This window comes from Spongiibacter sp. UBA1325, assembly GCF_002306875.1.
Taxonomy (GTDB): domain Bacteria; phylum Pseudomonadota; class Gammaproteobacteria; order Pseudomonadales; family Spongiibacteraceae; genus Spongiibacter; species Spongiibacter marinus.
The window spans coordinates 207850-222180 of sequence record NZ_DBTD01000004.1 but is presented as its reverse complement, the minus strand read 5'-3'; the positions used below and the strand labels follow the sequence as shown (position 1 = coordinate 222180).

Below are 14331 nucleotides of genomic sequence, written 5' to 3'. Positions count from 1 at the left end.
TGCAAAAAAGCAAAGCGGCCTGCCAGACACGCCGCTCAACCTGAGTCTAGCAGCTGTCTGGCAGGCCGCCCGCAAGGCCGCAAGCGCCGTCACACATGGCAGCAAAGGCGCATTAGTATTCGCGAATAATCACCCGCGTGTTCCAGTCATTACCCTTACCATGAACCCGGTGGTTTTTGTGGGGACGGTGGCCGCCCTTGTGATAGTGCCGGTCGTAGCGGCTGCTGTGGTGACGCCAATAGTCGCGTTTGTGATGGTGTTTGCCATAGTGGGGGCGGCTGTAATCGTAAGCGCCATCATCGTAGCCATCTCGATAGCCGGATCGATAGGCATGCTGATAACCGCGCCGGTAATTAGGGTGCTTCGCCACCCGGTGACCACAATGTGCATGGTGACGGTGCACATATCTGGCGTCGCTATCGTGCGCGGCGTAAACCACTGCGGCACCCAGCAACACCGCGGCAGCAACCTCAGCATTGTCGGCACGCGCCTGGCTTGGCAATGCCATTGTGCCGACCAACAACACGACCACCGCCGCCAATAGATGGTTTTCTGACGACACTCTACCTGTCTTGTTCATCGCTATATCCTCCATTAGAGTTTTTAGCCTAATCAGGTTTGCCTTAACCCCAACTGAAGCACCTAACCTCCACACTTTTGTGCCTGCCGGACCAGGCCCGCCCTCAGCGCCACTCGGTTCACAACACCGCCCACTTGAGCGAGGGACTACGCATTTAGCGTCGCAATTTGCGAAAAACCGATAGAGCTTCCCGCCAAAAACCCCAAACCCATGAAATAAAAGGATTTTTTAATTGGTATCAATTTTGCGATTAGTAGGACATCTGCCAACGAATAAGTGATGACCAATATGAAACGCAAAATTCTGGGCCTTGTAAGCCTGCTTTCATGCACCACCTCGCTGACGTATGCCCTGCCCTTTGAGCGCTGCCCCGGGGAGGCCTTTCTTATTCAAGACAGGGTGGCGCAGCTGTACAGCGTCGATCTCGCCACCGGCTTCAGTAAGCCGCTGAGCACGCCGGGTTGGACGAGTGCCAAAATGAATGCCCTCGCCTTCAATTTAAGTGACAGCTATCTCTACGCCTACAACTACGAAACGGGCTCTATCAGCCGCCTTGGCGCTGACAACAGCGTGGCGGAACTCAATGCCAATATGCAGGGCTTAAGTTTTTTTGTCGGTGATATATCGCCCACGGAAAACGCCTACTACTTCTACCGAAGCGGTAGCGATTACGGTCTGTATCGGCTCTCGTTGGACAGTCTCAGCGATGACTATCTATCGCTGCAGAAAGTTATTTCCGGCGCGGCACTGAATCTCAAGATTTACGATATGGCCTTCCACCCCAGCAACGGCATGGTCTATGCCGTGGATAACCAAGGCGCACTTTGGAAGATAGATATTTCGAACAACACCGCTGAAAAGCTCGGCAATACCGGCGAATCAGGAACGTTTGGCGCCGCCTATTTCGACGTTGATGGCAACCTCTATATTTCCCGCAACAACGATGGCCTCATTTTCCAAATTGACGTTTCACAAAGCACGCCGAAAGCCGTTCGCTTTGCCTCCGGCCCGGCCTCCAGCAACAACGATGGCGCCCGGTGTGCGCTGGCCCCTATCGTTACCAGCGGCATCGCCATCGCGGATTTCGGCAGCGCTCCGGACAGCTATGCTAGCTCGCTGCAAAACAACGGTGCCCGCCATGCCAAGGGCAACGGCGAGCTCTATCTGGGCGCGAGCATCAGCTACGAAGCCGATGCCAAGCTGTCCGAACTAGGCAACGCGACAACCGAGAATGATGGCGTTGCCTTTCTTAATACGCCTCTGCGTGGGAAAAGCGCATTAGTGTCAGTTGAAAGCAGCGGCGCAGGTTTGCTCAGTGCCTGGGCGGATTGGAATGGCGACGGCAATTTCAGCGGCGACGAACAGTGGTTGGTGGACCATCCAGTCGCGGCCGGAACGGCAATGCTCTCCTATACCGCCCCCACCGATGCAGCGATCGGTGAAAGCTGGATGCGCTTTCGCTTGAGTACCACACCCGGGCTGACCAGTCAGGGCGGTGCACCCGACGGCGAGGTGGAAGATTACGCCATTGAGATTGCAGAACAGCCCGCCACCACCATTTTTTACCCCGGTGAAAACGACCGCGCGACACTGGCCTTTGAGGATAATTGGCCGCTGATGGGCGACTACGATATGAATGATGTGGTCATTCAATACCGCTTAGCCAAACACCAACTCGGCGACTCGCTGACCCATATCGAGATAGAAGGGGAAATCGTCGCCCATGGCGCGAGTTACCACAATGGCTTTGCTTTCCGCCTTCCCGGACTTAACCGCGACGATGTTATCGAAGCACTGAGCCACCTATCGATCAACGGCCTTCCACAAGCCAGCGTCATGGAGCCAGATCAAGATGACGCCATTGTGATCATCGCAGAGGATCTTCACCAATACACCACCCCGGGGGAAAACTGCCGCTACTACCGCACCGAGCCCGGCTGCGGTTCGAACATACAAATGCGTTTTAGTGCCACGATCACACTGCAAACAGGCGTGCCATCAGAGCGCCTTGGCGACTTCCCCTTCGACCCATTTCTTTTCGCCACGCCAGGCTACACAAGAAACTATCTGTTTGGAGAAGCACCGGGACGCCGCTTCGAAATTCATCTCAGGGGTATGGCCCCAACAAGCGCCTTTCAACAGGATTTTCTTGGCAGAGGTGACGACGCCAGCAATACCAACGTGTACTACGTCAACCAAAACAACATGCCCTGGGCAATGAACATACCGGCAAAATGGGATTACCCCTCAGAGTACATGGACATTCACTACGCCTACCCCAAATTCCACGACCACATACGCTCGTCGGGAAAAGAACACCTGGACTGGTACAACCGTGAGAACGCCAACACCAAAAACATTTTCAACCGCTAAACACGGCGACACACCGAGGTCACTATTATGAGCAGCCACTCACTTATCGCACCACTCTGCCTTAGCCTTGCCATTACCGCCTGTGGTGGTGGAGGTGGTGGCGGCGGCGGTGGAAACAATACGGCAAGTACTGCCGACAGCGACAGCGCAAACATCACCCCAACGCCCGTTCAGCAGCCCGTCGCTGTCGACGAACCGCAGCCGCCCGCGGAAACCACCGCCGATTTACAAGTGCCCGAGGGCTTTGATCTTCGCCAAGACTACACGCTGACCGTCACCAGTTACATTGGCGACAGCGGTGGCAATGAATTCCTGACTATTTGCCGCAACTACAGCGAAAATGCCGACGGCTTCGACGTCGACTTAAAAAGCTGCCTATTGAAAACCTACGTCGCAGGAAACAGCGATTACACCGTGCAAGCTCGCAATACTGACGACACCTTGCTGGTAAGCATCTGGAAACTCGATACCCCGGATCAGACCCAGCATCGCGTCTGGCAGCGGCAGTACCGCGATGAGGAATTTATTGACATTCGCTAAGGCCCATCACCCCTACATGACAAAAAGTTATAGCACCGGCACTTGAAGTATTTTTACACTATGGTGTAAAAATACTTCAAGGTAGAAAAACTACTCATAACAATAATTAAACGGCGGCGTATTACTGCCCGCCAATTCGCCGGAGAGTCATCGTGGATTATTTTGCACGCCCTAGCCTCAGTGCTATCGCCGGGGGCATCGCCCTCGGCCTCAGTATTAGCCCGTTTGCCAACGCGGAGCCAGCCGCTGACAACACCGTACAAAAAGGGGTACTGGAGGAAGTGCTGGTGACAGCGCGAAAGCGCAGCGAGAGTATGCAGGACATCCCTATTGCCGTTACGGCAATTAGCGCCGACAGTCTCCGCGAGCGCGGCATCAGCAACACCAGCGAGTTAACCAAGTCGGTTCCCAGCCTCGAGATTCGCAAGGGCCAAGCCAATCAAATTTACATTCGCGGCATTGGTGAACGCACCGGTTTTGCCCGTGTTGATCCCACGGTAGGCGTGTATTTAGACGATTTATTCTTACCCCGCTCAGACGGCCAGCTACTCGATACCGTCGACATCGCCAGCATTCAGGTGTTGCGTGGCCCACAGGGAACCCTCTTCGGGAAAAACACCACCGGTGGCGCCATGGTGGTCAGCCTGCAAAAGCCCGACGCCGAGCCCGCAGCGTATGTGGAAGCAGGCGTCGGCAACTACGCCCAGCGACGTTTGAAAGCCGGTGTAAACTGGCCTATCAGTGATCACTTTTTCACCCGCGCAGCGATTAACATCACCAAAGACGATGGCTACTTCGAGAATGTCGCCACCGGCCAGAACAACCCCACCAATGACCGTCAGTCGCTGTTGCTGCAAACCCGCTGGGAAGCCAGTGAGCATTTCAGTCTGGATACCCAGGCATTTCTGGGGAAAATCCGCGAAAACCTCAGTGGTATCAACTGTTCTGTGCCCAGCCAGGAGGCCCTGTATATACAGGGCCTCTGGGTTGCCCACCCCGGCGACACGGATCCCGCAAATTTGCGGGCCTTTCAGGAAAACTGCGACGCCAACTCCCGGGAGCGCCTGGGCGACTTAAAATCGAACCAGGGTCCCAACCCGCGCTTGCAGAAGGATCTTGATACCGCGCTGCTCGCGGCGACCGCTGACTGGCAGATCAGCGACACCCTGAGCCTGAAATCCGTTATCGGCCTGCGCGGTGAGAAGGAAGGCCCGATCCAGGCCAGCGATCCCGATGGCGGCCCCGCGCTGTGGAGTAGCTACATCAATACCGAGGACAGCGACCGGCGTTCCTACAGCTTTGAACTGCAGCTCAATGGTTCAGCCTTTGAACAACGCCTGCGCTATACCGCCGGCCTATTTGCCATGCAGGAAACCAACAGCGAGAACTTCACCGTCTCCAACAGTATTCGCGGCATCGACTCGCAGACCCTGGCAGAGCTTGCCCTCAGCCAGTCACCGACACGCCCCGTGCCGGGCGGCACCGTGCCCTTGGTCGGTTTTATCGGTGCCCCGCTGGTGGTTTCGGACTTCGAGTTGGAAAACACCACCCTCGCCGCCTTTACGCAAGCCTCCTTTGATATCAGCCAACAGCTAGAGCTCACACTGGGCTACCGCATTACCGAAGAGCAGCGGCAGTCCGAACTCAGCACCACCGAGGCCGACATGGCGGCAATTGAGCAGCGCCTGCTCGGCAGCGGCCTGTTTGGTAACGGCACTAACATCGGCGTGTTTGGCCCCGGTGCCGGCGGCTTTTTCCCCTACCTCGGCCCCCTGGGTTGGCGAGACGACCCAGTGAGCATTGCCGCGGCCCTGTTCCCAGACGCCAACGGCGATGCCCTGCACGATTATCCCTTAGACCCGAATACCCGCCGCAAGGATATCGGCGACGAAACCTTTCGCCAGGCCACGCCAATGGTGTCATTGGCCTACACACTGCCGGACCATTGGCTAGACGGAGAGTTGCTCAACAGCGCAATGTTTTACGCCACGTGGAGCCGCGGCTTTAAGTCGGGCTTTTTCGAGCCGCGGGGCGTCGACGGCCTGCAGCGGATCAACCCGGAGGTCGTCACCAATAACGAGATCGGCTTTAAGATCGATGCCTTTGAGCGCAGTGTTCGTATTAACGGCGCGTTCTACCACATGGACTTTGACGACCAACAACTCATTGCCGTTGGCTCAGACTCGGCGCAGAACGTTGTTGTGGTATTCGGCAATGCCGGCCAGTCTGAAATACGCGGCGCGGAGCTGGAACTGTTATGGCTTCCCAGCTCGGCACTGCAAATTAACGCCAGCCTCAGCATCAATAACTATCGGTACATAGAATTCACCGAGCTGGACCTGCAGTCGGCCATTGTTGGCCAAGAGAAGTTCGTCGATCGCAGCAATGAGACCTTTCCTGTCTCCCCGGACAAGTCAGCCTCGCTTGGCGTGCAATACACCTGGTCCGGCGACATCGGCATAGTGACCTCTCGCCTCGACCTCAGCTACAAAAGCGACGTTTTCTACGGTTTTGACCCGGCATCCTATGCCGCCTTCAAAGACTCACCGGAAAAGGCCGGCCAGCCCGCCTATGCACTCCTAGATGGCCGCCTGACCTGGCAAAACCCGGCCGGTGACTTAAGCGTATCGGCCTGGGCGAAGAACATCACCGACGAGCGATACCGCATCGGCGTCGTCGCCGTTGCCGACTCATCCGGCACCTATAACCAGGCCTGGGGCGAACCCAGAATGTTCGGCCTGGATCTTCGACAATTGTTCTAACACTGGCAACACACTATTTATAACAAGGAGAAAACCATGCAAAGCTTCAAAGAAAAAGTCGTTGTCGTTACCGGCGGCGCCAGCGGCATTGGCCGCGCACTCGCCAATGCATTTTTAGAGGAAGGCGCCAAAGTGGTGATCTCCGACGTGGAGAAAACCGCACTGGATAAAACGGCAACCGAGTTAGCCGCCAAAGGGGGTGTGGTGCGCGCTGTTGTCACCGACGTATCCAAACCCGAGTCGGTCAATGCTCTGGCCGATGCGGTGTTCAGCGAATTTGGTGCCTGCCACGTGCTGTGCAACAACGCCGGGGTTAGCGTGCCCAACAATAATGTGTGGGACACCACGCCCAACGACTGGCAGTGGGTATTAGGCGTGAATCTGCGCGGCATCGCCCACGGCGTTCAGGCCTTTGTGCCACGCATGCTGGAGTCCGGTGAAGAAGGCATTATTATGAACACCAGCTCTGGGGACGGCGGCATTTCACCGCTGGCAGACCAATCTGTCTACGCCTCGAGCAAAGCCGGGGTGTCGATCATGACGGAGTGTCTAAACGCACAGCTTGTCGGCCAGGAAAGCAAATTGCGCGCCTGCATCTTCTATCCGTCCGGCGGTATCTTGCCAACGGGCATCTGGACCACGCGCCGCAACCGCCCCGCTGAGCTCGCACGAGAAAAGCCTGCCCCCGAAGGCGCAGAAATGACCTTCGACGAGTTTATGGAGGGCATGAAGCAAATCGGCGTAGACCTGCCAGTACAAGACCTGGACGAATTGGCACGGTTTGCTCTGGATGGGCTGCATCAGGGCGACTTTGTGATTATGATTGGCCGCGAGTCGATGGAAGACACACTGGTGGAGCGCGCGCGCAAACTCGCTCGTGGGGAATGCCCGATTGAGCACGGCTTGCACGCATAGTTACTGAAACCACGCCCACCCCAGGTGTAAGAATGCCCCATGTGGATGCGCCGCCGGTGCGCCCACATGGGTAACCACAGCAACCGGGAGGGCGCCATGTTAACGCGCGTAGAACACGATTTTGGCCGCGGCCCCGCGGCCTGGCTCCACGGCGGAAAGGGCGAGCAGCCGCTGCATTTCGCTGCCGCTAACGGCTTTCCCGTTGCCAGCTACCAGTTCTTTCTACGCCACTTTGCCGACGACTTTTCTCTGCTTGGCATGGAAAACCGCGGAGCCTGGCCGCATGCGCAGCCACCACGAGGTTTTAACTGGCAAGATCACGCCGACGACCTGATTGCCTTTCTCGAGCACCAACAAACAGCCCCGGTCGTGGCACTGGGACATTCCATTGGCGCATCGGTAAGCGCCCTTGCCGCCGCGCGTCGGCCTGATTTATTCAAGGCACTGGTGATGTACGACCCCGCCACATTGCCCGGCCGCCTACTGCCTAAGTTTCCAAAGCTGATTTCCCCGTGGGTCACGCGCCATATCGGCCTCGTCAAACGCACACGCGGGCGGCGGCAACAGTGGACTGACCACCGCGAGTTCATCGACTATCACGCGCAAAAACCTATATATAAGCGCTTCTCTGAACAGGCTTTTGTCGATTACGCCAACGCTGTACTTAGCCCCGTCGACGATGGTTACCAACTGAATTATTTACCGGCGTGGGAAGCACACAACTTCAGCCATGTTGACTCCCCCTGGCAGGCGCTGAAAACCATTAAGGTGCCAACCCTGTTGCTGCGCGCCGAACACAGCTACCTCTACCCACCCAGCGTATTTGAGTTTCACGCGCGGCGGTGCTCGCCCTGCGTCGACCACTCGGTGATCGCCGGCGTCGGCCATATGGCCCTGCAAGAGGATGACGAACAAGTTGCCGCCATAACCCGGCGCTGGTTGAGCGAGCAACAATTGCTGTAGATCAACGCTGTCCGCACTCGGCATTCATTTTATCGCACTGGCCTTGCTACACTGACCCCCTTTCCACAGCGAGGTGAACCATGACGACCATCATTCCGCAGTTCATTAACGGCGAGTACCTGCCGGGACAATCCGCCGAGTCGCAGACCATTGTCGACCCCGCCACACAGCAGCACCTTGCTACCCTTCCCTACAGCAGTGAGGCCGACATTGAACGCGCTATTGAAGGCGCCGAAAAGGCCTTTGCATCGTGGCGGAAAGTGCCAGTACCCGAACGCGCACGGCTTATGTTGCGCTATCAGCACCTGCTTAAAGCCCACCACGATGAACTGGCGGAAATTCTGGCTCAAGACAACGGCAAGACCTTTGAAGATGCCAAGGGCGATGTCTGGCGCGGCATTGAAGTTGTCGAGCAAGCCTGCAATATCCCCAGCTTACTGATGGGCGAAACCGTTGAGAATGTCGCCCGCGATGTCGATACCTACAGCATCACCCAGCCACTGGGTGTGTGCGTGGGCATTACGCCGTTTAATTTCCCGGCGATGATTCCACTGTGGATGTTCCCCATGGCAATCGCCTGCGGAAATACCTTTATCCTCAAGCCCTCTGAACAAGTGCCAATGACCGCGCTGCGACTTGTTGAACTCTTTGAGGAGGCGGGCTGCCCAGCAGGCGTATTGCAAATGGTTCACGGGGGCAAACAGCAGGTCGACGCCCTGCTTGATGCGCCACTGACCCGAGCGATTTCCTTTGTGGGATCGGTTCCCGTCGGCGAGCATATTTATCGCCGCGGTTGCCACCAGCTCAAACGCGTGCAGTGCATGGCCGGTGCGAAAAACCACATGGTGATCATGCCCGATGCCGACAAAAACACCGTGATCAATAATTTGCTGGGCGCTGCTGTCGGCGCCGCGGGTCAGCGCTGCATGGCAATAAGCGTGGCGGTATTCGTGGGCGACGCGATTCAGTGGCTGGACGAACTTACTGAGAAACTTCGGGCAATTCGCCCCGGGCATTGGAAAGACCCCGAGGCCGGCTACGGCCCCTTGATCAGCCCAGCAGCCAAACAGCGCGTGGAGACCTTAATTGCCGCAGGCGTGGATGAGGGTGCAAACCTGAAACTCGATGGCCGCCAGTGCCAGGTTGCGGGCTTCCCCGACGGCAACTGGCTTGGCCCCACGGTATTTGCCGATGTCACCACCGATATGCGTATCTATCGGGAAGAAATTTTTGGCCCGGTACTGTGCGCCATGCAGGTCGCCAACCTCGACGAAGCGCTGACATTGGTCAACAGCAGCCCCTTTGGCAACGGCACGTCGATCTTCACCGCTTCTGGCGCCGCCGCCCGACGCTATCAAAGTGAGGTTGAAGTGGGCCAAGTGGGTATCAACATTCCCATTCCAGTCCCATTGCCATTCTTTTCATTCACCGGCTGGAAAAAGTCATTCATGGGCGACCTGCACGCCTATGGCAAACAAGCTGTTCGGTTTTACACCGAGACAAAAACCATTACCGCGCGCTGGCCCGAGGATGACGCCAGTTCAGGTGCGCCGAATATGACCATTTCTCTGAAATAATTAGAGGGGTCGCCAAAAAGGCGACCCCGCTAAAACAAGATGAGCTTTACTTGATTTTCAAACTCAGCGAGCAGGCGGTCGCCGTCGCTGGGTGAGTCCCGCGACACATCGAGAATATCAGGGATCAGACTAAGGCCCAGCGAGACAATGGCAGCCACGGCGGCATACTTGCTATCGAGATCGAAACGCTCAAACAGCCCGCGTCGATGAAAGTCGGTCGCCATGTCCTCAACAATTTCACGAACCTCGTTGCGAATTGCCCCTCGCAACAGCGAAGAGCTACCGGCGCGCTCCCTCGCAATAAGAATAAACAGTGGCTCGTTACCGCGGATATACCCAAAGGCCGCTTGCACAGAAGCCTCGATAACCGCCTCTTCTGACTCAGCATCGCGAACACCCTTCAAGACTTGGCGCAGCGTGCTACCTACCTCGCTAACCAAGGCCAACCCCAGCTCCTCCACCGAGGAAAAGTGGCTGTAAAACGCCGGGGGACTCAAACCACAGGCCTTGGTGATCTGTCTCAGACTGATACCAGACAAACCACTCTGATCTTCCGCCAATAGGTTCAGGGCCGCATTCATCAACTTTTCCTTGTTCCCCTTGCGACTCTGTTTGGGCTTGCTCTCGCTCATTTTCTCCTCAACTGAGAACGCATTTTTACAAATGTTAACACCATCACACGACTACCGCCCAACAACATCCACACAAACCGTTGATAACACAACAAAAATAGAACATATCAGAGAACAGTAGCGCCTGGCATAAAATCTTGACACCCGTTAAGTTAATGGACTAAAGTCCATCTTAACACATGTTAACTTCAATAAGAGGCGATTTCGGATGTCTGCAAGCACTTCACACTGGCGCGACCCCAAGCGCTATATGTGGGCCTTGGGCCTATTGGTTCCACTGTTCCCCATTGTTGGCGCCGCCATCTACATGACAACGGGACAAATATGGGGCTGGTGGTTTGCTCCCTTCATGGTGTACCTGGTGATCCCGATGATGGATTTCGTCATTGGCACTGACCGCTCAAACCCACCAGAGAGCGCTGTTGCGCAACTCGAGGCCGACCCTTATTACCGATACATTGTTTACGCGTATATCCCGCTGCAATACGTGGGCACGTTAATCGCTGTGTGGTTTGCCTGTACTGAACTTGGCCCCTGGGGTATCGCTGGCGCCCTGTTAAGCTGTGCTTACGTAAACGGCATCGGCATCAATACCGGCCATGAGCTTGGCCATAAACGCGACGCTCTCAGCCAGTTTTTGGCGAAGCTGGCACTGGCCCCCGTCGCCTATGGCCACTTTTATGTCGAGCACAACTTCGGTCATCACCGCAACGTCGCGACTCCCAAAGACCCCGCCAGCTCAAGGATGGGAGAGAGCTTTTGGCGCTTTCTGCCCCGCACCGTCATTGGCAGCTTGCGCTCAGCATGCGAAATTGAAAAACAGCGCCTCGAGCGCAAAGGCCTCAGCTTTTGGCACTGGCGCAATGACGTGCTTCAGGCATGGTCGATGACGATTGTACTGTTCGCGGCATGCACCCTCTGGCTGGGCTGGCCTGCCCTGGCGTTTCTGGTGGTTCAAGCGGCCCTCGGCGCGTCATTGCTGGAGGTCATCAACTATGTTGAACACTATGGCCTGCTGCGCCAGCAAGATGAAAAGGGTCGCTATGAGCGCTGCCTACCCAAGCACTCGTGGAACAGCAACCACATCGTTACTAACCTGTTGCTCTATCAGCTGCAGCGCCACTCCGACCACCACGCCCATCCCAACCGAGCGTTTCAGGCCCTGCGACACTTTAGTGACAGCCCACAGCTGCCCTCTGGCTATGCGTCGATGATGATCCTCGCCTACTTTCCGCCGCTGTGGTTCCGAGTGATGGACCCGAAAGTTGTCGCTCACCATCAGGGCAATCTCAGCCAGGCGCATTTGCACCCAAGTAAGGCGCAGAAGCTGAAACGCCGTTACCCAACGTCAAGCAATCAGGGCCGAGCTGCCTAATCAACGCGAAAACACCTGTCGCCGCCGCTTAGGCGGCGCCTCAGTTTGTAATGGAGAACCATAATGATAAGAAAGACTGCACTATACAGCGCACTATCTATCGGACTCTGCCAAAGCCCGCAGCTTTTTGCCGCACAGCTGGAAGAAGTTATCGTTACCGCGCAACTGCGCGAGCAAAGCCTGCAAGACGTACCGGTTTCGGTCAGCGCAATCGGTGGTGAGAAATTAATGGAAGCCGGGCTGGCAAAAATTGAAGACCTGCAGGCCTACGTCCCCAACTTTACGATGACCGAATCCAGTATCGGTACCGACATTTATATTCGCGGTATCGGCTCCGGTGAAAACCAAGGCTTTGAGCAATCGGTTGGCATGTACGTAGATGGCGTGTACTACGGCCGCGCCCAGCTGGCGCGCGCGCCCTTCCTCGACCTAGAGCGTGTCGAAGTATTGCGTGGCCCACAAAATATCCTGCTGGGTAAAAACAGTATTGCCGGCGCCATCAATGTCGGCACAGCCTCGCCCAGCCAGGAACCCGAGCTGTTTATTCAGGGCACCTACGAGCCCGACCTCGGTGAACGAGTGATCGACTTTGTTGCCTCTGGCCCACTGACCGACGCACTGAGCATGCGCTTTGCAATGCGCCAGCGCCAGATAGACGGCTTTGTGGAAAACCAGGTTCTCGACCGCGATGAGGCCGAGCGCGACGAGGCAACCTATCGACTGAAAGTCGGCTGGGACCCAGGCGATGATTTCAAGGCCATGCTGAAACTGGAAATTGGCAGCTTCGATGTGGTGGGTCGTCAGTCGGAGATTATTAACGACACTCCCTCTGACTCAGACATCTTTATCTTCACCGGGCGCACTTATGGTGAGATTCTCAACAACACTGTATTCCCTGACTTCGGCGCCGCCAGCGGTGTTTTCGCTGCCCTGCCAGCGCCGGTGCGCAACCTGCTGCAACTGCAGGACAACGGCTCCATTCTGAATATGCAGGCCGATGACTCGGTGCTCGACACCAAGGCCGATCGCAAGCGCCACGCCAATGGCGACTTCAGCTATAACGATACGCAAAACGTCACCCTGAATATGGACTGGTATAAAGACGGGCACACCTTCTCGTCGACTACCGCCTACATGGCCTACCAGTACGATGAAGAGTGTGACTGCGACTTTACCGGCTCACCCCTTTTCCAGGTGGTCATGGAAGAGGAATACGAGCAGTTCAGCCAGGAATTTCGCTGGATATCCCCGGCGGGCGAGAACTTCGACATGATCGCCGGCACGTACTTCCAGTACAACGATGTCTACTTTTTCGACTCCATTGTGCTGCCCTCCACGCTGATTCCCCAGCTGATCAATGCTGCCGACCTGCTTGAAGGCGGCGCACGCGGCGACATCGACCCCGGCGCCAATGGCAGCAGCGGCTTTGAACTACTGGGTATTGGCGATGCGGGTAACTCGCTGATCGATATTCGCTCACCGCGCGATTTCAAAAGCGACTCGATTATTGCCTCGGCCTTTATGCAAGGCACCTGGATCATCAACCCGAGTTGGCGCCTGACTCTGGGCGGCCGCTATACCTACGAGAAGAAAAGCGGCAGCAGGAAGCTAGAGTTCGGGCTGCCGGATGGCTCTCGCCTGCCGATCGGTGAAACCGATACCGCCGCTGCGGTGACCTTTGCCGCTGAGCGCCACGACTTAAAAGGTAAGCGCACCGAGTCACAGTTTGCACCGCTGGTAAATATTCAGTGGGACATCAACGACGCGGCAATGAGCTACTTCTCCGCTCGCCGAGGCTTTAAATCGGGCGGCTACGATGCCCGCTCCAACTCTTCGCCCAGTGCCGACCCCACACCGAGCAACCCCAATGCCGTTGGGCCTAACCCGCAGGTATTAATCGGTAGCTTCGAGTATGAGGAAGAGCGCGCCACGTCCTACGAGTTAGGTTTGAAAACCACCTTGTTCGACGGTGTTGCCGAGCTGAATACCGCACTGTTTTACACCCAGTTCGACGATCTTCAGGTCAGTGTGTTTGATGGCACCCTGGGCTTCAATGTCGGCAATGCCGCCAGCGCTGTGACCCAGGGTATTGAATTCGACGGCCGTATCGCACTGAGTGAAAACCTGATGCTTGCCGGTGGCTTGGCGTTTTTGGACTTTGAGTTTCAAAATCACGAATTCGGCACCTGTATTCAGGACCAGATTCCCGACAACCCCAATGGCATCAACTGCGATTACTCCGGTAAAACCAACCAGTATGCCGCCGACTTCTCGGGCAACTTATTGCTCGCGTACGAAAGCGCACTGGGTGACAGCTTAATGCTGCGGGCAAACCTGGATGCCATCTTCAGCGACGAGTACCACCCGTCGCCAAACCTGGATGAGCGCGTAAAACAAGACGCCTTTATTCAGTACAACGGCCGGGTATCACTGTCTGCGGCAGACGGCACCTGGGAGCTGGCGCTGCTGGGTAAAAACCTCACCGACGAGCTGATAGTGCTGTACGCGGTTGACACCCCCGTGGCCAAGAAAGTCATCGCAGGCACCACCAGCCACCACGGCTTTACCAACCCACCCCGGACGCTCGCCCTGCAAGCCTCCTATCGCTGGTAAG

The 14331-nt window shown here is 56.4% G+C and carries 10 protein-coding genes; 8 read left to right on the top strand and 2 right to left on the bottom strand.

The window, feature by feature from the left end; translation table 11 throughout:
* Nucleotides 1-112 precede the first annotated feature (112 nt).
* A complete protein-coding gene (locus tag B3K78_RS03895) occupies nt 113-580 on the bottom strand; it encodes a hypothetical protein (RefSeq protein ID WP_204995143.1) in 468 nt (155 codons plus the stop codon).
* Between the two features lie 288 nt (nt 581-868).
* Between B3K78_RS03895 and B3K78_RS03890 the strand changes: the two genes are divergently transcribed.
* The 6 genes from B3K78_RS03890 (at nt 869) to B3K78_RS03865 (ending at nt 9710) form a co-directional block, all read left to right on the top strand.
* On the top strand, nt 869-2953 hold the full coding sequence (locus tag B3K78_RS03890) for an LruC domain-containing protein (protein WP_286694376.1): 2085 nt from the start codon (nt 869-871) through the stop codon (nt 2951-2953).
* A 27-nt stretch (nt 2954-2980) separates the two neighbouring features.
* Entirely contained in the window at nt 2981-3493 is a 513-nt protein-coding gene (locus tag B3K78_RS03885) for a hypothetical protein (RefSeq protein WP_286694375.1), read from the top strand.
* A 152-nt stretch (nt 3494-3645) separates the two neighbouring features.
* The gene (locus B3K78_RS03880) at nt 3646-6255 is read left to right on the top strand and encodes a TonB-dependent receptor (protein WP_286694374.1); all 2610 of its coding nucleotides are present in this window, start codon (nt 3646-3648) and stop codon (nt 6253-6255) included.
* A gap of 36 nt (nt 6256-6291) precedes the next feature.
* Nucleotides 6292-7170 carry an SDR family NAD(P)-dependent oxidoreductase gene (locus tag B3K78_RS03875; protein ID WP_204995139.1) on the top strand — a complete coding sequence of 293 codons (879 nt, stop codon included), beginning with the start codon at nt 6292-6294 and terminating at the stop codon, nt 7168-7170.
* 96 nt (nt 7171-7266) lie between these two features.
* Nucleotides 7267-8133, top strand: a complete 867-nt coding sequence (locus B3K78_RS03870) for an alpha/beta fold hydrolase (RefSeq protein WP_286694373.1) — start codon at nt 7267-7269, stop codon at nt 8131-8133.
* 80 nt (nt 8134-8213) lie between these two features.
* Nucleotides 8214-9710, top strand: coding sequence for a CoA-acylating methylmalonate-semialdehyde dehydrogenase (locus tag B3K78_RS03865; protein ID WP_286694372.1), 1497 nt, complete (start codon nt 8214-8216; stop codon nt 9708-9710).
* Nucleotides 9711-9739: 29 nt separating this feature from the next.
* Here B3K78_RS03865 and B3K78_RS03860 read toward each other — a convergent pair whose 3' ends face one another.
* Nucleotides 9740-10342, bottom strand: a complete 603-nt coding sequence (locus B3K78_RS03860; RefSeq protein ID WP_051171230.1) for a TetR family transcriptional regulator — start codon at nt 10340-10342, stop codon at nt 9740-9742.
* Nucleotides 10343-10550: 208 nt separating this feature from the next.
* On the opposite strand from B3K78_RS03860, the gene B3K78_RS03855 reads away from it, so the two are divergent.
* Nucleotides 10551-11717 carry an alkane 1-monooxygenase gene (locus B3K78_RS03855; RefSeq protein ID WP_286694371.1) on the top strand — a complete coding sequence of 389 codons (1167 nt, stop codon included), beginning with the start codon at nt 10551-10553 and terminating at the stop codon, nt 11715-11717.
* Nucleotides 11718-11780: 63 nt separating this feature from the next.
* The gene (locus tag B3K78_RS03850; RefSeq protein WP_286694370.1) at nt 11781-14330 is read left to right on the top strand and encodes a TonB-dependent receptor; all 2550 of its coding nucleotides are present in this window, start codon (nt 11781-11783) and stop codon (nt 14328-14330) included.
* Nucleotide 14331 lies beyond the last annotated feature (1 nt).

Bases quoted from the DNA above. Each gene is read 5' to 3' on its own strand.
- B3K78_RS03895 (WP_204995143.1), bottom strand. From the start codon at position 580: ATGAACAAGACAGGTAGAGTGTCGTCAGAAAACCATCTATTGGCGGCG.
- B3K78_RS03890 (WP_286694376.1), top strand. From the start codon at position 869: ATGAAACGCAAAATTCTGGGCCTTGTAAGCCTGCTTTCATGCACCACC.
- B3K78_RS03885 (WP_286694375.1), top strand. From the start codon at position 2,981: ATGAGCAGCCACTCACTTATCGCACCACTCTGCCTTAGCCTTGCCATT.
- B3K78_RS03875 (WP_204995139.1), top strand. From the start codon at position 6,292: ATGCAAAGCTTCAAAGAAAAAGTCGTTGTCGTTACCGGCGGCGCCAGC.
- B3K78_RS03870 (WP_286694373.1), top strand. From the start codon at position 7,267: ATGTTAACGCGCGTAGAACACGATTTTGGCCGCGGCCCCGCGGCCTGG.
- B3K78_RS03865 (WP_286694372.1), top strand. From the start codon at position 8,214: ATGACGACCATCATTCCGCAGTTCATTAACGGCGAGTACCTGCCGGGA.
- B3K78_RS03860 (WP_051171230.1), bottom strand. From the start codon at position 10,342: ATGAGCGAGAGCAAGCCCAAACAGAGTCGCAAGGGGAACAAGGAAAAG.
- B3K78_RS03855 (WP_286694371.1), top strand. From the start codon at position 10,551: ATGTCTGCAAGCACTTCACACTGGCGCGACCCCAAGCGCTATATGTGG.
- B3K78_RS03850 (WP_286694370.1), top strand. From the start codon at position 11,781: ATGATAAGAAAGACTGCACTATACAGCGCACTATCTATCGGACTCTGC.